The sequence below is a fragment of the Mesorhizobium sp. M0870 genome (assembly GCF_040319775.1).
Taxonomy (GTDB): Bacteria; Pseudomonadota; Alphaproteobacteria; order Rhizobiales; family Rhizobiaceae; genus Mesorhizobium.
The window spans coordinates 161025-180541 of sequence record NZ_JAMYOI010000001.1 but is presented as its reverse complement, the minus strand read 5'-3'; the positions used below and the strand labels follow the sequence as shown (position 1 = coordinate 180541).

Sequence of the window (19517 nt, the reverse complement as noted above, 5' to 3'; positions counted from 1 at the left end):
TGAAAGCCGGTATGATCATGGCAACCGCACGAGAGGCATCATGACGAGCGCGATGACATCCGAACCCCTTCCGCCACTGCTCGAAAATCCTGATCCAAAGACACTCGCACGTGAAGTCTTGGTGGCCCTCAAATACAGGGTCGGCAAGGACACCACCGTTGCGACCCAGTACGACTGGCTGACCGCCTCGATCAAGGTCGTGCGCGACCGGATCGTCGATCACTGGATGCAGGCGACGAGAGAGGCTTACGACCAGAAGGAAAAGCGCGTCTATTATCTGTCGCTGGAATTCCTCATCGGCCGCCTGATGCGTGATGCCTTCTCCAATCTGGGCCTGATGGACAACATGCGCGAGGCGCTGTCGTCGCTGGGTGTCGACCTCGACTTGATTGCAGCACTCGAGCCCGATGCGGCGCTCGGCAATGGCGGCCTCGGCCGGCTCGCGGCCTGCTTCATGGAAAGCATGGCGACCGTCGACATTCCGGCGCATGGCTACGGCATCCGCTATGCCAATGGCATGTTCCGGCAGGAGATTCACGACGGCTGGCAGGTCGAACTGCCAGAGACCTGGCTTGATCACGGTAACCCGTGGGAATTCGAACGTCGCGAACGCTCCTTCGAGGTTGGTTTCGGCGGTTCGGTGGAATCGATCACCTCCAAGGACGGGCGCCTCGAACGCCATGTCTGGAAACCGACCGAGCATGTGCTGGCCGTCGCCTATGACACGCCCGTCGTCGGCTGGCGGGCCAACCGCGTCAACACGCTGCGGCTCTGGTCGGGGATGCCGGTCGATCCGATCCTGCTAGACAAATTCAATGCCGGTGACCACATCGGCGCGCTAGCCGAAAGCAACAAGGCCGATGCCTTGTCGCGCGTGCTCTATCCCGCCGATTCCCACAAGGCCGGGCAGGAACTGCGGCTTCGGCAGGAGTATTTCTTCTCCACCGCCTCGCTGCAGGACATCGTGCAGCGCCATCTGAGCCAATATGGCGACCTGAAGTCGCTGCCCGACAAGGCTGCGATCCACTTGAACGACACCCATCCCGCCATCGCCGTGCCGGAGTTGATGCGCCTGTTGATGGACGTCCACGGCATGGACTTCGACCAGGCCTGGGATATCACCCAGCGCACCTTCGGCTACACCAACCACACACTGCTGCCCGAGGCGCTGGAAAGCTGGCCGGTGCCGCTGTTCGAGCGGCTTTTGCCGCGCCACATGCAGATCGTCTATGCCATCAACGCTGAAGTGCTTCTGGAGGCGCGTGCTTCCAACCAGTTCTCGGACGAGCAGATTGGCCGCATCTCGCTGATCCAGGAAAATGGCGACCGCCGGGTGCGCATGGGCAATCTGGCCTTTGTCGGCTCGCATTCCATCAACGGCGTTTCGGCTCTTCACACCGACCTGATGAAGGAGACGGTGTTCGCCGACCTGCACAAGCTCTACCCCAATCGTATCAACAACAAGACCAACGGCATCACGCCGCGGCGCTGGCTGATCCAATGCAATCCCGGACTGACGTCGCTCGCCCGCGAGGCGATCGGCGACCGTTTTCTCGATGACATCGACGCCATTAAGGATCTCGACGGTTTCGCCGGCGATGCCGTCTTTCGCGACAAGTTCGCCGCCGTCAAGCGCGCCAACAAGGCGCGATTGGCCAACCTCGTCGCCGACCGGCTCGGCATCAAGGTCGATCCTTCGGCGCTTTTCGACATCCAGATCAAACGCATCCACGAATACAAGCGCCAGCTTCTGAACATCCTCGAGGCGATCGCCCTCTATGACCAGATCCGCTCGCACCCCGAGCGCGACTGGATGCCGCGCGTGAAATTCTTCGGCGGCAAAGCGGCGCCCAGCTACCACAATGCCAAGCTGATCATCAAACTCGCCAACGATGTCGCAAAAGTCATCAACCGCGATCCGGCCGTGCGCGGTCTGCTGAAGGTAGTGTTCGTGCCGAATTACAATGTCAGCCTTGCCGAGATCATGATGCCGGCCGCTGACTTGTCCGAGCAGATCTCGACCGCCGGCATGGAAGCGTCGGGCACCGGCAACATGAAGTTCGCACTGAACGGCGCGCTGACCATCGGCACGCTCGACGGCGCCAATGTCGAGATCAAGGAATGCGTCGGCGACGACAACATCTTCATCTTCGGCCTGACCACCGCCGAGGTCGCCGAGCGGCGCAACAACGGCTACGATCCGCGCGCCGTCATCGAAGGATCGCCCGAGCTGGCGCAAGCGGTCGCGGCTGTTTCGTCAGGCGTCTTCTCGCCGGACGATCCGGAGCGTTACCGCGACCTCGTCAACGGTCTCTACAACAGCGACTGGTTCATGGTCGCCGCCGATTTCGATGCCTATGCCACCGCCCAGCGCGAGGTCGATGCGGTCTGGCGCAACAGTCCCGACTGGTACGCCAGGGCAATCCGCAATGTGGCGCGTGTCGGCTGGTTCTCCTCCGATCGCACGATCCGCCAATATGCGAAAGAAATCTGGAACGTGCCTGCCTGATGTGATTGCATGAGGCCGCAAACAATGTGGTCCCGGTGGTGTGAACTTGAAAGTCGGATCACACCACTAGAAACAAACACTCGGTGCCGGGGAGGGACACTGCCTGATGAAGAAGCTGCGCGCGACCGCTGCGACAAGCGGGCCGGACGGACTGGCGGCAGCCAGCGATGTTGCGGCGATTGTTGCCGGCACGCATGGCGATCCGTTTGCCGTTCTCGGTGTTCAGGAGGCTGGGAAGGGTTTTGTGGCCCGCTGCTTTGTTCCGAATGCCGAATTCGTCACCGCTTATACGCTGACCGGCACCATCGCGGGTGAATTGTCCAGGCGCGACGATGGCGGCTTTTTCGAAGGCAAGCTCTCGATCAAGAAGCGGCAACCGCTTCGCTATCACGCGCGCAACGCCGGCGGCGACTGGTGGCTGACCGATCCCTATTCGTTCGGTCCGGTGCTCGGGCCGATGGACGACTACTACATCGCCGAGGGATCGCATCTCAGGCTGTTCGACAAGCTCGGCGCCCATGTCATCGAGCACGAAGGCGCCACGGGCGTGCATTTCGCCGTCTGGGCTCCCAATGCGCGGCGTGTCTCTGTGGTCGGCGATTTCAACGAATGGGACGGCCGCCGGCACTCGATGCGCGACCGCCGCGACACCGGCATCTGGGAGGTGTTCATTCCCGATATCGGTGCTGGCCGGCCCTACAAATACGAGATCATCGGCCCCGACGGCGTCAGGCTGCCGCTGAAGGCCGATCCGTTCGCCTTCAAATCCGAACTGCGTCCGGCCACCGCTTCGGTCGTTGCTGTGCCGCCGGCGCATGAGTGGGGCGATGAGGCGCATCGCAATTTCTGGCGCAATGCCGATCACCGGCGCGAAGCCATTTCGATCTACGAGGTTCATGCCGGCTCCTGGCAGCTTCGCGACGACGGTACGTTCCTGTCATGGGACGAACTGGCCGACCGGCTCATCCCCTATGTGGTCGAGACCGGCTTCACCCATATCGAATTCATGCCGATCTCTGAACATCCCTATGACCCGTCCTGGGGCTACCAGACGACCGGGCTCTACGCGCCATCGGCCCGCTTTGGCGATCCGGACGGCTTTGCCCGCTTCGTCGACGGCGCCCACCGTGCCGGCGTCGGCGTTATTCTCGACTGGGTGCCGGCGCATTTCCCGGTCGATGAGCACGGCCTGGCCAATTTCGATGGCACCGCGCTCTATGAACATGCCGATCCGCGCAAGGGGTTTCATCCCGACTGGAACACCGCGATCTACAATTTCGGCCGCCGCGAGGTGGTGTCGTTCCTGGTCAACAATGCGTTGTTCTGGGCCGAGAAATACCATGTCGACGGACTTCGCGTCGATGCGGTCGCCTCGATGCTGTACCTCGACTATTCGCGCAAGGCCGGCGAATGGATCCCCAACGAGAAAGGCGGCCGCGAGAACCTTGAGGCGGTCAGCTTCCTGCAGAAGATGAACAAGGAGGTCTACGGCCACCATCCGGGCGTGATGACCATCGCCGAGGAATCGACCTCTTGGCCGAAGGTCTCGGCACCGGTGCATGAAGGCGGGCTGGGCTTCGGCTTCAAGTGGAATATGGGCTTCATGCACGACACGCTGGAGTATTTCTCCAAGGAACCGATCTTCCGAAAGCACCACCACAACGACCTCACCTTCGGCCTGACCTACGCCTTCTCCGAGAATTTCGTGCTGCCGCTCTCGCATGACGAGGTCGTGCACGGCAAAGGCACGTTGCTTGGCAAGATGGCCGGCGACGATTGGCAGAAGTTTGCGACGCTGCGCGCCTACTACGCTTTCATGTGGGGCTATCCCGGCAAGAAGCTGCTTTTCATGGGGCAGGAGTTCGCGCAGCGCCGCGAATGGAGCGAGGCGCGCGCGCTCGACTGGAACCTGCTTGAATTCCGGCCGCATCGCGGCGTCTGGCAGACGGTGCGCGATCTCAACTATCTCTACCGTTCGCGCCCGGCACTGCATGGCCGTGATTGTGAGCCGGAAGGGTTTTCCTGGCTGATCGTCGATGACAGCCAGAATTCGGTTTTTGCCTGGCTGCGCAGTGCACCGGGCGGCAGCCCGGTGGCCGTCATTTCCAATTTCACGCCGGTGCCGCGTGACAATTATCGCGTGCCGTTGCCGATATCAGGCAAATGGCGCGAAATCATCAACACCGACGCTTCCGAATATGGCGGGTCCGGCAAGGGCAATGGCGGCATGGTCGAGGCACGGGCGGAGGGAGGAAGCATCTCCGCGACGATGCTTTTGCCGCCGCTGTCGACGATCATGCTTGAACTCGTTGCCGACTGAGCCATGTCGATATCGAGTAACTTGGGAGGGTAGAAATGGCAGACTTGAAACGGACCCAGCCGCTGGCGCGCGATGCCATGGCCTATGTATTGGCCGGCGGCCGTGGGAGCCGCCTCAGGGAACTGACCGACCGGCGTGCCAAGCCGGCCGTATATTTCGGCGGCAAGACGCGCATTATCGACTTCGCGCTCTCCAATGCTCTGAATTCCGGCATTCGCCGCCTTGGCGTTGCCACCCAGTACAAGGCGCATTCGCTGATCCGTCATCTGCAGCGCGGCTGGAACTTCCTGCGGCCCGAGCGAAACGAGAGTTTCGACATCCTGCCGGCCAGCCAGCGCGTCTCGGAAACGCAGTGGTATGAAGGCACCGCCGACGCCGTTTATCAGAACATCGACATCATCGAGGCCTACGGGCCCGAATACATGGTGATCTTGGCCGGCGACCACATCTACAAGATGGACTACGAGATGATGCTTCGCCAGCACGTCGACGCCAATGCCGATGTCACCGTCGGCTGCCTCGAAGTGCCGCGCATGGAAGCCACCGGCTTCGGCGTCATGCATGTCGATGCCAAGGACAACATCATCGCCTTCGTCGAAAAACCCGCCGATCCGCCCGGCATTCCCGATAAGCCGGAATTCGCGCTGGCTTCGATGGGCATCTACGTGTTCAAGACCAAATTCCTGATGGAGCAATTGCGCCGCGATGCGGCCGAGCCGGGCTCAAGCCGCGACTTCGGCAAGGACATCATCCCCTATATCGTCCAGCACGGTAAGGCGATCGCGCATCGCTTCGCCAAATCCTGCGTCCGCTCGACCGCCGAGAACGAGGCCTACTGGCGCGACGTCGGAACGGTCGACGCCTATTGGGAAGCCAATATCGACCTGACCGACATCACGCCTGAACTCGACCTCTACGACCGCGACTGGCCGATCTGGACCTATGCCGAATTGAAGCCGCCGGCAAAGTTCGTGCATGACGAGGATGGCCGCCGCGGTTCGGCCGTGTCCTCGCTTGTCTCGGGCGACTGCATCGTCTCCGGTGCGTCGCTCAAAAGAAGCCTGATCTTCACCGGCGCGCGCATCAATTCCTTTTCGACGCTGGAAGAAGTCGTCATGCTGCCCGACGTTCATGTCGGCCGGAACGCAAAGTTGAAGCGCGTGGTCATCGACCATGGTGTTAGGATACCGGAAGGCCTGGTGGTCGGCGAAGATCCCGTCCTCGACGCCAAGCGCTTTCGGGTCTCGGAGAAAGGCATCTGCCTGGTCACCCAGGACATGATCGACAAGTTAGGGCTCTAACGCATGCAGGTTCTGTCGGTCACGCCCGAGATCTTTCCGCTGATCAAGACCGGAGGGCTTGCCGACGTGACCGGCGCGCTGCCCATTGCCTTGGCGGGCAAGGGCGTGACCGTGCGCACGCTCATCCCAGGGTTTCCGGCCGTCATGGCCGCCTTCAAGAAGAAGCGGGCGGTTCTGCAATATCCCTTGCTGCAGGGCGGCAAGGCCTCCGTCCATTCAGTCCAACTCGCCGGGCTCGAACTGTTCGTGCTCGATGCGCCGCATCTGTTCGACCGTCCCGGCGGTCCCTACGGCAACGCCACCGGCGTGGACTGGCCAGACAATTGGCGGCGTTTCGCGGCGTTGAGCCAGGTCGGCGGCGACATCGCCGGTGGCGCCATCTCTGGCTACCAACCCGACATCGTCCATGCCCATGACTGGCAGTCGGCGATGACCCTGGCCTATATGCGCTACGGCAAGGCGGTCGGCGTGCCATCGATGATGACTGTCCACAACCTCGCTTTCCAAGGCCAGTTCGGCGCCGCCATCTTTGGCGAACTCGGCCTGCCGGCAGCGGCGATGGCGCTCGACGGCGTCGAATATTATGGCGGTGTCGGCTTCCTCAAGGCCGGCCTGCAGGCCGCCTGGGCGATCACCACGGTCAGTCCGACCTACGCGCAGGAGATCCGCTCGGCGGAATTCGGCATGGGCCTCGACGGCCTCATCAACATGCGCTCCAGCGATCTCTATGGCATAGTCAACGGCATCGACACCGACATCTGGGATCCGGAAACCGACAAGCACCTGGTGTCCACCTATACGGCTAGCACGCTGAAGGCGCGCGCGCCCAACAGGGTTGCCGTGGAAGACCGCTTCAGCCTTGAGCGCGACGACAGCCCGATCGTCTGCGTCGTCAGCCGCCTAACCTGGCAAAAGGGCATGGATACCTTGGCGACAGCGGTCGACGGCATTGTTGCGACCGGCGCGCGCCTGGCCATCCTCGGCTCGGGCGATGCCGGCCTCGAAGGCGCGCTGCTCGCCGCCGCCGCCCGGCATCGCGGCCGCATTGGGGTCGTCGTCGGCTACGACGAGGGGCTGTCGCACATCATGCAAGGCGGCTGCGACGCCATCGTCATTCCCTCGCGCTTCGAACCGTGCGGGCTGACGCAGCTTTACGGCCTGCGCTATGGCTGCGTACCCGTGGTTGCCCGCACCGGCGGCCTTGCCGACACGGTAATCGACGCCAATGAGGCTGCCGTTTCGGCCGGCGTCGCCACCGGCTTCCAGTTCGCGCCCAACAATGGCGGTGCCTTGCTGCACGCCATCCGCCGCCTCGTCGACGCACATGCCAGTCCGGCGGTCTGGGAATCGTTGCAGCGCCAGGGCATGAAGGCCGATGTGTCATGGGACAAGAGCGCGGAAAAATATGTCGAACTCTATCGCTCTCTGCTTTCGAAAAGGGTTGCCTGAAGCATGATACGCACCGTCCCCACCAAGCCTTATTCCGACCAGAAGCCCGGCACGTCGGGCCTGCGCAAGAAGGTGCCTGTCTTTCAGCAGGAGCACTATGCCGAGAATTTCATCCAGTCGATCTTCGACGCGCTCGACGGTTTCAAGGGCAAGACCCTGGTGATCGGCGGCGATGGCCGCTTCTACAACCGCGAGGTCATCCAGAAGGCCATCGCCATGGCAGCCGCCAACGGCTTCGGCAAGGTGATGGTCGGGCAGGGCGGTATCCTGTCGACGCCGGCCGCCTCGCATGTCATCCGCAAATACAAGACCTTTGGCGGCATCATCCTGTCGGCCAGCCACAATCCTGGCGGCCCGCATGAGGATTTCGGCATCAAGTACAATGCCGGCAATGGCGGCCCGGCGCCGGAAAAGCTGACCGACGCGATGTTCGAAAAGACCAGGGCGATTTCGAGCTTCAAGATCGCGGACATCGATCCGATCGACATCGACACAACAGGCACGGTCAAGGCCGCCGGCATGACGGTCGAGATCATCGACCCGGTCGCCGACTATGCCGAACTGATGGAAAGCCTGTTCGATTTCGATGCCTTGCGCAAACTGTTCAAATCCGGCTTCCGCATGCGCTTCGACGCCATGCACGCGGTGACCGGCCCCTACGCCAAGGAGATCCTGGAAAACCGGCTCGGCGCGCCCATCGGCACCTGCCGCAATTTCAAGCCGCTGCCGGATTTCGGCGGCCATCACCCGGACCCGAACCTCGTCCATGCCAAGCACCTCTATGACGAGATGATGGGACCAGACGCGCCGGATTTCGGCGCTGCCTCGGATGGCGACGGCGACCGCAATCTGATCATCGGCAAGGGCATTTTCGTCACCCCGTCGGACTCGGTTGCCATGCTTGCCGCCAACGCCCGCCTGGCGCCCGGCTACAAGGGCGGGCTGAAGGGCATCGCCCGCTCGATGCCGACCAGTGGCGCTGCCGACCGCGTCGCCGAAAAACTCGGCATCGCCCTCTATGAGACGCCGACAGGCTGGAAGTTCTTCGGCAATCTGCTCGACGCCGACATGGCGACGATCTGCGGCGAGGAAAGTGCCGGCACCGGTTCCAACCACGTCCGCGAAAAGGACGGCCTTTGGGCGGTGCTTTTGTGGCTCAACATCCTTGCCGCGCGGGGCGAAAGCTGCAAGCAGATCGTCGCCGAGCACTGGGCGACCTACGGTCGCAACTACTATTCGCGGCACGATTATGAAGAGGTTGAGAGCGACCGCGCCACCGCATTGGTCGACGAACTGCGCGCCAAGCTCGGCGCGCTGCCGGGTGCCAGCGTGCGCGGCATGACAATCGCCAGCGCCGAGGACTTTGCCTATCACGATCCCGTCGACGGTTCGATCAGCGAGCATCAGGGCATCAGGGTGCTGTTTGAAGGTGGTTCGCGGGTGGTCTTTCGGCTGTCCGGCACCGGCACGTCAGGTGCCACGCTGCGCGTCTATATCGAGCGCTACGAGTCGGACAAGTCGAGGCACGACCTCGACACCCAGGCCGCCCTTGCCGATCTGATAGCCGCGGCCGATGATATTGCCGGGATTCACAGCCATACCGGCCGCGCCGAGCCAAGTGTGATTACTTGAGGATGGCGCTGCACGCGCCCATAGCTCTCGCAGAGCGCCAGGTTAGATAATGACGGGCGTATGGCGCTGCACCCCCCTCTGGCCTGCCGGCCATCTCCCCCTCAAGGGGGGAGATCGGCAGTTTCAGCGCCTCGTTCCTCATGCTGCGTTGGCCGTTGGCGAAAGCGATGCGACGGTCCGATCTCCCCCCTTGAGGGGGAGATGCCCGGCAGGGCAGAGGGGGGTGCCTCGCGCTAACCTTGGCGGTATTTTCCAGTGACCCAGCTCGGCGCCACCGTCACCCGCGAAGGCATCCGCTTTGCCGCTTGGTCGCAGGCCGCCCGTCGGCTCTGGCTCTCGATCTTCGACGAGCAGGGCAATCGGGAAATCGAACGGCTCGAACTGCAGCCGGAAGGTGAGGGCGTCCATGCGCTGTTCGTTGCGGGCCTTGGCCAGGGCATCCGCTACGGCTTTCGCGCCGATGGCGACTACGCGCCGGAGCGCGGGCTGTGGTTCGACCCTGCCAAGCTCCTGACCGATCCTTACGCCGTCGAGATCGACAGGTCCTATGTCTATGACTGGCGGCTGGCCCAGCGCCGGGGCGAGGGCGCCGATACCGCACCGCTGATGCCGAAGGCGATTGCCGCTGCGCTGCCGAAGCCGGTGCAGGCTGCCCCGCCGCTATTCCAGCCGGGCGGCCTTATTTACGAAGTGCCGGTGCGCGCCTTCACCATGCTGCATCCGGACATTCCCGAAAAATTGCGCGGAACAGTCGCCGCACTTGCTCACCCGGCGGTTATCGAGCATCTGAAAAAACTCGGGGTTGGCGCGGTCGAACTGATGCCGGTGACCGCGTCGATCGATGAGCGACATTTGCCGCCGCTCGGGCTGCGCAATGCCTGGGGCTACAATCCCGTGACTTTCATGGCCCTCGATCCGCGTTTGGCGCCGGGCGGCATCATGGAGTTGCGAAACACGGTCGCCGTGCTGCGCGAGGCTGGCATCGGCGTCATCCTCGACCTCGTCTTCAACCACACCGGCGAGAGCGACTGGCTTGGCCCGACGTTGTCGCTGCGCGGTCTGGACAACCAGGCCTACTACCGGCACTCATCAGACGGCGGGCTGGCCAACGATACCGGCACCGGCAACACGGTCGCTTGCGACCATCCTGTCGTCCAGGAGATGGTCCTCGACACGCTTCGCCATTTCGTCAGGGATGCCGGCGTCGACGGCTTCCGCTTCGACCTGGCGCCCATTTTGGGCAGGGTCGAAGGAACATTCGATGCCGAGGCGTCGTTGCTGAGAGCGATGCGCGACGACCCGCTGCTGGCCGATCGGGTGTTGATCGCCGAGCCGTGGGACATCGGTTCCGACGGCTATCAGCTCGGTAATTTCCCGCCGCCCTTCCTCGAATGGAACGACAAGTATCGCGACGATGTCAGACGCTTCTGGCGCGGCGACGCCGGCATGGTCGGTGCGCTGGCGACCCGGCTTGCCGGTTCGTCCGATGTGTTCGCAACGAACAGGCAAAACGCCAGTCGGACCGTCAATTTCATCGCCGCCCATGACGGCATGACGCTCGCCGATATCGTGCGCTACGAGCGCAAGCACAACGAAGCCAATGGCGAGCAGAACCGCGACGGCCACAATGAAAACCTGTCCTGGAACAACGGCGCCGAAGGGGATGCGGACGATCCGGCCGTACCAACTGCTCGCCTGAACGATCAGCGCGCGCTGCTCGCCACGCTGTTTGCCTCACGCGGCACCATCATGCTGACCGCGGGCGACGAATTCGGCCGCACCCAGCAAGGCAACAACAACGCCTATGCGCAGGACAACGAGATCACCTGGCTCGTCTGGGCCGGCCGTGACCAGGCGCTGGAGCGCTACACGGTGGAACTCTCGAGGCTGCGCCGGTCGATGCCGGCGCTCTTCGATACAAGCTTCCTAACTGGCCAGCCGCAGGCAGGTTCGGGGACGCCGGACGTCGCATGGCTGACCGAAACGGGCACGCCGCTCGATGGACAAAGCTGGCAAGATCCGCAGCGGCACCGTCTTGTCATGATCCTGGGTGGCGCCAGCGACGACGAGCGCCGTCTCGCGGTGCTCGTCAACGGCGATCGTAGGGCCTGCATGTTCACCTTGCCTGAGCGTGAAGGATTTTGCTGGGTGCCAGCCCTCGAAACCGCCGAGCCAGCGGACAGCTCGCGACCGATATCGGGACGGGCGGTGATCTTCATGATCGAACGAGCGCAGGCCGGCACAGGGGAGAAGCGCAATGGCGGCAGGTGACAAGACCGGATGGTGGCGCGGTTGCGTCATCTACCAGATCTATCCGCGCTCCTTCCAGGACACGACCAGCGACGGCAGCGGCGATCTCGCCGGCATTACGTCGAGGCTCGCTCATGTCGCTTCGCTTGGTGTCGACGCAGTCTGGCTGTCGCCTTTCTTCAAGTCGCCGATGGCCGATATGGGCTACGACGTGTCGGATTACTGCGATGTCGATCCGATGTTCGGCACGCTCGAGGACTTCGATGCGCTGGTCGCCGAGGCGCATCGTCTCGGCCTGAAGATCGTCATCGACCAGGTGCTGTCGCATTCGTCCGACAAGCACGACTGGTTTGTCGAAAGCCGCGCCAGCCGCGATAACCCCAAGGCCGACTGGTACATCTGGGCCGATACCAAGCCCGATGGCGGCGCGCCCAACAACTGGCTCTCCGTCTTCGGTGGCCCGGCCTGGGAATGGGATTCGACCCGCCGGCAGTATTACATGCACAATTTCCTTGCCTCGCAGCCCGACCTGAATTTCCACAACCCGGAGGTCCAGGACGCGCTTCTCGACACGGTGCGGTTCTGGCTGGAGCGCGGCGTCGACGGCTTCCGGCTCGATACGGTCAATTACTATGTCCACGACCGCTGGCTGCGCAGCAATCCGCCGCTGGCGTCGAGCGTCGCCGGCACCAACGGCGAGACCAACACCTACCTCTACCAGGAGCATCTGTTCGACAAGACGCAGCCGGAAAACCTGGCGTTCCTGCGCCGCTTGAGGGCGCTGCTCAACGAATACGACAACCGCGCCGCGGTCGGCGAAATCGGCGATGAAGGCCGTTCGCTGCAGACGCTCGCCGCCTACACCTCCGGCGGCGACAAGCTGCATATGTGTTACACCTTCGACCTGCTCGGTCCGCAGTTCTCGGCCGCGCATGTGCGTGGCTGCGTCGCAGCCTTCGAGGCGGCCGTCTCCGACGGCTGGGTCTGCTGGGCATTCTCCAACCATGACGTCGTGCGCCATGTCAGCCGCTGGACAAGGCCGGATAGCGATCCCGACGCGGTCGCAAGATTCTCGATCATGCTGCTCGCCTGCCTGCGCGGCTCGATCTGCCTCTATGAGGGCGAGGAACTGGGCCTGGAGGAGGCGGAACTGGCCTATGAGGATCTGCGCGATCCCGTCGGCATCCGCTTCTGGCCAGGCGTCAAGGGCAGGGATGGGTGTCGCACGCCGATGGTCTGGGAGGCCGGCGCCGACAATGCAGGCTTCTCCACGGCCAAGCCGTGGCTGCCGATACCGGCCAGCCATCGCACCCACGCGGTCGACGTCCAGAATGCCGACACGGCCTCGGTGCTGAAGTCCTATCGGACCACGCTGGCCTTGCGCGGAGAGCATGAGGCGCTGGTATCAGGCTCGATCCGCTTTCTCGACGCCGAGGGTGACGTGCTCGCTTTCATTCGCGAGGGCGGCGGCGAAAGACTGCTCTGTGTCTTTAATTTCGCCGAGGGATCGGCCAATTGGCAGTTGCGGGGGGACATCGGAGCGGTTGTACAGCTGGATGGCAATGCCGCGGTCGTCGAGACCGAGCTTTTGCTGCCAGCGCTCGGAGCCTTTGTTGGCAGGCTCGACTGATACCCGGACCGTTACTGCACCAGCACCGCACGTCCGCATGTCGCGCCGGTGACCCGGACATCGGCTTCGCCGAGATGCACGCCGAGCGTATCGAGCAGATTGTAAAGCAATGTGTCGACTGGTGCGGTCACGGTTTTCAAGAGCGTCGTCACCGCAGGTTTCACTGCGCCGAGCAGGGCGGTTACGTCAAGCCCGAGGATACCCAGCGCGTTGACGGAGAGTGACAACTTGTCGACCAGTGATGTTGTCAGCGTCTGAGTCAGGTCCCGTGTCGGCGTCGTCTTGATGGTTTTGGCGGCGATCTCGGTTTTGTTGAAGACCAGGTTGGTCGGGCTGACGTTGGTGATATCGGCACCCGCCGACCCCTTCACCAGTATTAGCGGGATTTTTAGCAGCAACAGATTGAGGCTGACATCCGCTATGTTGGCGTCGGAGAACGACTGCGGGTTGCTGAAATCGGCGAAAGCGGTGGGGCTGTTATCGGCGTCGCTGGCGGCAAGGTTCACCGCGGCGACGCCGGGCTTCGCGGCAATGGTAACCTTCAGGCTGTCGGGGCCGGTCGGGCAGCTGATGTCGGTCAGCTTGGCCTCGGCGTAGGCCACTTCGACATTCAGCGGCAGCTTGACCGACAGCAGGCTGATGCCGCCGCCCAGGTTTGGATTGCCGACGCCGACCGTGACCAGCAGCTTGATGCGCGTTTGCGCGGTGCGCACCACGGTGCCGGCTTCTCCAACCGCCAGCCATGGCGAGGATTGCGGCGGTTCGCCGATGGCGATGGCGAGCGTGGTCGACAGCACCCCGGGAATGGTGGCGCCGAGGGCGACGTCGACCTGCTTCGAACCGTTTGCCAGTCCGGCAGCGGCCGTCAGCATTCCCAAGGCGCTGGCATCGACGCCGAGGCCGGCGGGCCTTTGCCCGAGGCCCAATTTGCCGACGGAGCCGAGATCGACCAGATGACTGAGCGGGATCTTTACCGTGCTGGTCGACTTGGACGCGATCGTCTGCAGGGCGACCTTGGCCGTGTTGCCAAGCCCGGGCACATTGGCCATGGCCGTGGCGATCTGGCCGACGGTCGCCTTCGATGCCAGCACATCCGAATACGACACGCCGGTCAGGTTCAGCTGTGTGGCAACGCCGTCGACGAAGGAGAGCACGCTCACATCCGCCGAGATCAGCGCGTTGTAGTCCATGACGCTGAGCGAGATGTTGCTGCCGAGAAGTCCGCCGAGAAGCGCGTTGAGGATGCCGCCATTGAGGCTGGCGAGCCTCGATCCGACCGAGAACGTCGCCTGCGGCGTCATGCTGGCGGTGGCTTGGGTGCCGATGACGGGAGTGGGGATCAGCGAACTCGCGAAATAGCGGGCAGGGATCTTCTTCAGGGTGACGCGGACGGCATTGTAGGGTGTTATGCTGGCCTGGAAACGCTGGCCCACATTGGCCCCGGATGCCACATATCTCCCGGGCGTGACCGTCACGACGGTTTTGCCGGCCGCCGGCTCGATCGTCTGTCCCGAGCTTTGAACGACAACCCCTGGCATGCCGTTGTCGGTCAGCGTGGTGACAACCGCTGTGTTGACTTTGGTCATGTTCGAGGCGGCGGTGATCGCCGCCAGATCCACCATTGCCTGTGCTTCGCGGCGCTCGGTGTAGATCGAGGCTTCGTCGATGGCCACCGCGGCCAGGGCCAGCGCCACCGGCGCGCTCAATGCCGCCATGACGGTGAAGTTCGCTTTCCTGTCACCCAGCATCAACCGGGCAAGCCGACCGATCCCATTGCACGCATGCAGCAGCATTTAAATGCCCCCGACCCTGATCGTTGACTGGCGCTTGATGGTGGTCCCGGGCATGGCTATGCCCGGGAAAAGGTTCCAGATCGGCAGGTTGCGGGCATCGTACTGGATGGCCACCACGAACTGGCTTCCATCGGCCGCGCTGTCGTTGGCCTGGTAGGTCAACTTGCTGACATCCACGAAGGGATATCCGCCGGCATTGTTGGTGACGAAGCTGGCCACGAGCGTCTGGCGCTCGGTCTGGTTCAGCCCGGCAATGGCCGTGCGGGCCGCATCCGCTGCGATCTGCTGGATCGAGTTGGCGGCGCCGAAATATATACCGTATGCAACCATTCCGAGTAGAAGAAGAATGAAGATCGGCGAGAGTAAGGCAAATTCAACCGCTGAAGTTCCACGTTCTTCTTGAAATTTTCGCACCAATTGGAAGACTTTGGGCAATTTACTTGCTCCGTTGCTCATAGCCGCCACGCGTCTGAGATCGAACTGTATAGAAGGCAATCGTAATGTAACCTGTGGTTGCTTAAGAACGCATTAAGACATTCCGGCAAACTGGCGTGGCTCCGATTCGCGGTGAAAAATGGCGTCGAGGTGAAGAAACCAAGTCAAGCTTCTGGTTTCGGCTGGTGTTTCAGCGGCCACGCCATAGCTTTCGTCCGCCTTACTTTGGGTGACCCAGAGAGTCTGTTGAAATAAAAATTCTCCGCGTTAGTGTCTGGGCACGAGCCGCAGGACGGGAACCAGCGGCGCGCTCAAAGGGGTCAGATATCGGCTCCAGGGCGTCAACACTTAATAGGCGCGCCAACGGCAGCGCCGACAGGGAGAACTTCATGCTGAAAAACATGCTGAAGGCGACGGTGCTCGCCACGACCATGGCGCTGGCCGCCGGCACGTTCTACACGCCGGCTTTCGCCGAGACCGTCTATAACAGAGGCAGCGCCGCCGAAGCGGAGACGGTCGATCCGCACAAGACCTCGACAGTCTACGAAGCCGATATCATACGCGACCTGTTCCAGGGCCTGGTCATGCATGACCAGAAGACGAACCTCATTCCGGGCGCGGCCGAAAGCTGGACAGTGTCCGACGACGGCACTGTCTACACCTTCAAGCTGCGCAAGGATGGCCTCTGGTCGGATGGCAGCCCGGTGACGGCGGACGACTTCGTCTATTCGTTTCGTCGGCTGGAAGACCCGGCCACCGCTGCCGAATACGCCTCGATGCTGTACCCGGTGAAGGGTGCGGAGGACGTCAACACCAAGAAGGGCAAGCCGGAGGATATGGGTGTCAAAGCGATTGATGCAAATACCCTCGAAGTCACGCTGAAGGCGCCGACGCCTTACTTCCTGGAGATGCTGACCCATCAGGCCACCTATCCGGTCAACAAGGCTTCGATCGACAAGCTCGGCGCCGACTGGATCAAGGCGGGTAATCTCGTTTCGAACGGCGCCTATACGCTGGCCGAGTGGATTCCCAACGACCACATGAAGCTGGTCAAGAATCCGAAATTCTGGGACGCCGCGACCGTCAAGATGGACGTCGTCAACTATATCCCGACCGAAGACCGCTCATCGGCGATGAAGCGCTTCGAGGCCGGCGAACTCGACAGCTACGGCGACCTGCCGACCGAACAGCTCGCTGACCTCAAGACCAAGTTCGGCGACCAGGTCCGCGTCGGACCTTATCTCGGCACCTATTATTATGCGATCAAGACCGACAAGGCGCCGTGGGACAATGTCGAACTGCGCAACGCCATCTCGATGGCGATCGACCGCGACTTCCTCGCCGAGAAGGTCTGGCAGAACTCGATGCTGCCTGGCTATTCGATGGTGCCTCCGGGCATCGCGGGCTACTCGCCGGCAACGGCCAAATACGCCGACATGTCGCAGATCGACCGCGAGGACGCTGCCAAGAAGACCCTCGAGAAACTCGGCTATACGCCCGAGCATCCCTTGAAGATGGAGATCCGCTACAACACGTCGGAAAACCACAAGAACACGGCCGTCGCCATCCAGGAACAGTTGAAGCCGCTCGGCGTCGACGTCTCGCTCGTCAACACCGACACCAAGACCCACTACTCCTTCCTCGAGCAGAAGGGCGACTACGACGTGGCGCGTGCCGCCTGGATCGCCGACTACAAGGATCCGGAGACCTTCCTCGGCATCACCCGCAAGGCCAGCGGTAACAACTATTCGAGCTATGTCAGCCCGGCATATGAAGCGGCCATGGACAAGGCGGCGGCTGCCGGCGGTAAGCCGGAAGAGCGCATGAAGGACCTCGCTGAGGCCGAGCGCATCCTTGTCGATGACGTCGGTAACATTCCGCTTCTCTACTACAGCTTCCACGACATCGTTTCCTCGAAGCTGCATGGCTTCGACGACAATGTGATGGATATCCATCCGTCCCGCTTCATCAGTAAGGACTGATCCTTAGCCGGGCCGCCGCGCAACTCAATGCGCGGCGGTGCTGGTTGGCCATCGCATCGGTCCGGAAACCGGAATCGATTTTCGGTATGTCGGTGCGAAGATTTGAAGGCTAGAGCGCAACCGTCCGGCTGGACGCGCGTTGCTCTGGATCAAGCGGGGCACCGATGCTGCGATACGTATTACGGCGGCTTCTGACCGCCATCCCGACGCTGTTCGTCATCGTGACCATGGCGTTTTTCCTGATGCGCGTCGCGCCGGGCGGCCCATTCAACCAAGAGCGGGGGCTGAGCCCCGAGATCAAGGCCAATCTCGAAGCCCAGTTCGGCCTCAACGACCCGCTCTGGCTGCAATTCGTCCATTATCTCGGCAATCTGCTGCGCGGCAATTTCGGCCCGAGCTACAACATGCCGGACTTCACCGTCACCGAACTCTTCGCCAAGGGCCTGCCTATATCGGTTCAGCTCGGCGCCTCGGCGCTCGTCCTGGCGCTGCTGCTCGGTTGTGTGCTCGGCACCATTGCGGCGCTTAACCAGAACAAGCTTGGCGACTATACGGTGATCGCGCTGGCGACGGCCGGCAGCACCATCCCAACCTTCGTCATCGCGCCGGTGATCCAACTCCTGTTCGGGCTGACCTGGAGGCTGCTGCCGATCGGTGGGTGGGGCGATGGCGCTTTCATCAACAAGGTCGGTCCGGTGTTGACGCTCGCTCTGCCGCAGATCGCCATCGTCGCCCGGCTGATGCGTGGCTCGATGATCGAATCCTTGCGGTCCCATCACATCCGCACGGCGCGCGCGCTCGGCCTGTCCGATTGGTCGGTGGTGGTCAAGCACGCGCTGCGCGGCGCCATCCTGCCGATCGTCTCCTTCACCGGTCCGGCGGCGGCGGCATTGCTGACCGGCTCGGTCATTGTCGAGACGATCTTCTCCATTCCAGGCGTTGGCCGCTATTTCGTCGATGCCGCGCTCAATCGTGACTACACGCTGGTGATGGGAACGGTGGTGGTGATCGCCATCTTTACCATTGTCTTCAACCTGATCGTCGACGTCATGTACGCGGTCGTCGATCCGAGGGTGCGCTATGACTGACATCGCAGCCACAGCCGCCCCCGCCGTCATCGGCCGTTCACTCTGGGGGGATGCCTGGGCGCGTCTCAAGGCCAATCGCGCCGCCATGTTCAGCCTGTACTACCTTGCCCTGATCGGTGTCGTCAGCGTATTCGGGCCGTGGTTCGTGCCACATCAATACACTACCATCTATGCCGACTATGTGCGCATGCCGCCAAGCCTGTCAGCCTATCCGAAGGCCGACATGGTCGAGACGGCGCTTACCGAAGCGATCAAGCGCATGCGGGTCGAGATCAAGGAGTGGCGGCAGGAAGGCAACCAGGTCTTCGTCACCGTCAAGTCGACCAGGCCGATCGACGATCGCAACATCCGTTATCTCGACCGTTCCGATGCCTTTGACGGCACCAAGATCGAGAGCAAGTCGCCCGACGGTCTTGAAGCGACGATGAGCGCCTCGATCAAGCAGCAATATTTCCTGTTCGGCACCGACAACACCGGCCGGGACCTATTGTCGCGCACGCTGATGGCCGGGCGCATATCGCTGGCCATCGGCCTGCTCGCGGGTGTCGTGGCGGTGGTCATCGGCGTGGTCTACGGGGCCGCGGCCGGCTTTGCCGGCGGCAAAATCGACGAGGTGATGATGCGCATCGTCGACGTGCTCTATTCCTTGCCCTTCATCTTCTTCGTCATCATGCTGGTGGTGTTCTTCGGCCGCAACTTCGTGCTGATGTTCCTGGCGGTCGGCGCCGTGCTGTGGCTCGACATGGCGCGGATCGTGCGCGGCCAGGCGCTGTCGATCCGCCGGCAGGAGTATGTCCAGGCGGCGGAAGCCATGGGTGTCGGCCAGCGCGGTATCCTGCTGCGCCACGTCATTCCCAATCTGCTCGGCCCGGTGGTCATCTACATGACGCTGCTGGTGCCGCAGGTCATCATCCTGGAGAGTTTCCTGTCATTCCTGGGGCTCGGCGTGCAGGAGCCGATGACCAGCTGGGGCGTGCTGATCTCGGTCGGCGCCAAGAACATCGGCACCGCCAACTGGCTGCTCCTGTTCCCCGCCTTCTTCCTCGTCTCGACGCTGTTCGCGCTGAATTTCGTCGGCGACGGCCTGCGCGACGCACTTGACCCAAGGGATCGCTAAGATGGGGATCG

The 19517-nt window shown here is 62.5% G+C and carries 12 protein-coding genes; 10 read left to right on the top strand and 2 right to left on the bottom strand.

All coding sequences use genetic code 11. The features are described 5' to 3' along the window. Positions 1-40: 40 nt before the first annotated feature. The 7 genes from NKH97_RS00850 (at position 41) to bglA (ending at position 13091) form a co-directional block, all read left to right on the top strand. On the top strand, positions 41-2509 hold the full coding sequence (locus NKH97_RS00850) for a glycogen/starch/alpha-glucan phosphorylase (protein WP_352609893.1): 2469 nt from the start codon (positions 41-43) through the stop codon (positions 2507-2509). A gap of 106 nt (positions 2510-2615) precedes the next feature. Beyond that, positions 2616-4829, top strand: coding sequence for a 1,4-alpha-glucan branching protein GlgB (gene glgB, locus NKH97_RS00845; RefSeq protein WP_352441331.1), 2214 nt, complete (start codon positions 2616-2618; stop codon positions 4827-4829). 35 nt (positions 4830-4864) lie between these two features. Beyond that, positions 4865-6130 carry a glucose-1-phosphate adenylyltransferase gene (gene glgC / locus NKH97_RS00840; protein WP_023808506.1) on the top strand — a complete coding sequence of 422 codons (1266 nt, stop codon included), beginning with the start codon at positions 4865-4867 and terminating at the stop codon, positions 6128-6130. A 3-nt stretch (positions 6131-6133) separates the two neighbouring features. Then, positions 6134-7579: a glycogen synthase GlgA gene (glgA, locus tag NKH97_RS00835; RefSeq protein ID WP_352795230.1), complete on the top strand. Its 1446-nt coding sequence runs from the start codon at positions 6134-6136 to the stop codon at positions 7577-7579. A gap of 3 nt (positions 7580-7582) precedes the next feature. Further along, a complete protein-coding gene (locus NKH97_RS00830; RefSeq protein WP_352795229.1) occupies positions 7583-9211 on the top strand; it encodes an alpha-D-glucose phosphate-specific phosphoglucomutase in 1629 nt (542 codons plus the stop codon). Between the two features lie 255 nt (positions 9212-9466). Next, the gene (gene glgX, locus NKH97_RS00825) at positions 9467-11482 is read left to right on the top strand and encodes a glycogen debranching protein GlgX (protein WP_352461321.1); all 2016 of its coding nucleotides are present in this window, start codon (positions 9467-9469) and stop codon (positions 11480-11482) included. Beyond that, a complete protein-coding gene (bglA, locus tag NKH97_RS00820; RefSeq protein WP_352441327.1) occupies positions 11469-13091 on the top strand; it encodes a beta-galactosidase BglA in 1623 nt (540 codons plus the stop codon). Before glgX ends, bglA begins: the two co-directional genes overlap by 14 nt. An 11-nt stretch (positions 13092-13102) precedes the next feature. Here bglA and NKH97_RS00815 read toward each other — a convergent pair whose 3' ends face one another. Both NKH97_RS00815 and NKH97_RS00810 read right to left on the bottom strand, forming a co-directional pair. Continuing rightward, positions 13103-14884 carry a TadG family pilus assembly protein gene (locus NKH97_RS00815; RefSeq protein ID WP_352752537.1) on the bottom strand — a complete coding sequence of 594 codons (1782 nt, stop codon included), beginning with the start codon at positions 14882-14884 and terminating at the stop codon, positions 13103-13105. After that, positions 14885-15340, bottom strand: a complete 456-nt coding sequence (locus NKH97_RS00810; RefSeq protein WP_164780233.1) for a TadE/TadG family type IV pilus assembly protein — start codon at positions 15338-15340, stop codon at positions 14885-14887. Between the two features lie 368 nt (positions 15341-15708). Here NKH97_RS00810 and NKH97_RS00805 point away from each other — a divergent pair, with 368 nt between their 5' ends. From NKH97_RS00805 to NKH97_RS00795, 3 genes are all read left to right on the top strand, one after another. Beyond that, positions 15709-17301, top strand: coding sequence for a peptide ABC transporter substrate-binding protein (locus NKH97_RS00805; protein ID WP_023808499.1), 1593 nt, complete (start codon positions 15709-15711; stop codon positions 17299-17301). A 164-nt stretch (positions 17302-17465) separates the two neighbouring features. Beyond that, positions 17466-18389 (top strand): ABC transporter permease subunit, encoded by a 924-nt coding sequence (locus tag NKH97_RS00800; RefSeq protein WP_027035849.1) that lies wholly within the window; start codon positions 17466-17468, stop codon positions 18387-18389. Then, positions 18382-19506: an ABC transporter permease gene (locus NKH97_RS00795; protein WP_352441325.1), complete on the top strand. Its 1125-nt coding sequence runs from the start codon at positions 18382-18384 to the stop codon at positions 19504-19506. The genes NKH97_RS00800 and NKH97_RS00795 overlap by 8 nt, the downstream gene beginning before the upstream one ends. The last annotated feature ends 11 nt before the right edge of the window (positions 19507-19517 follow it).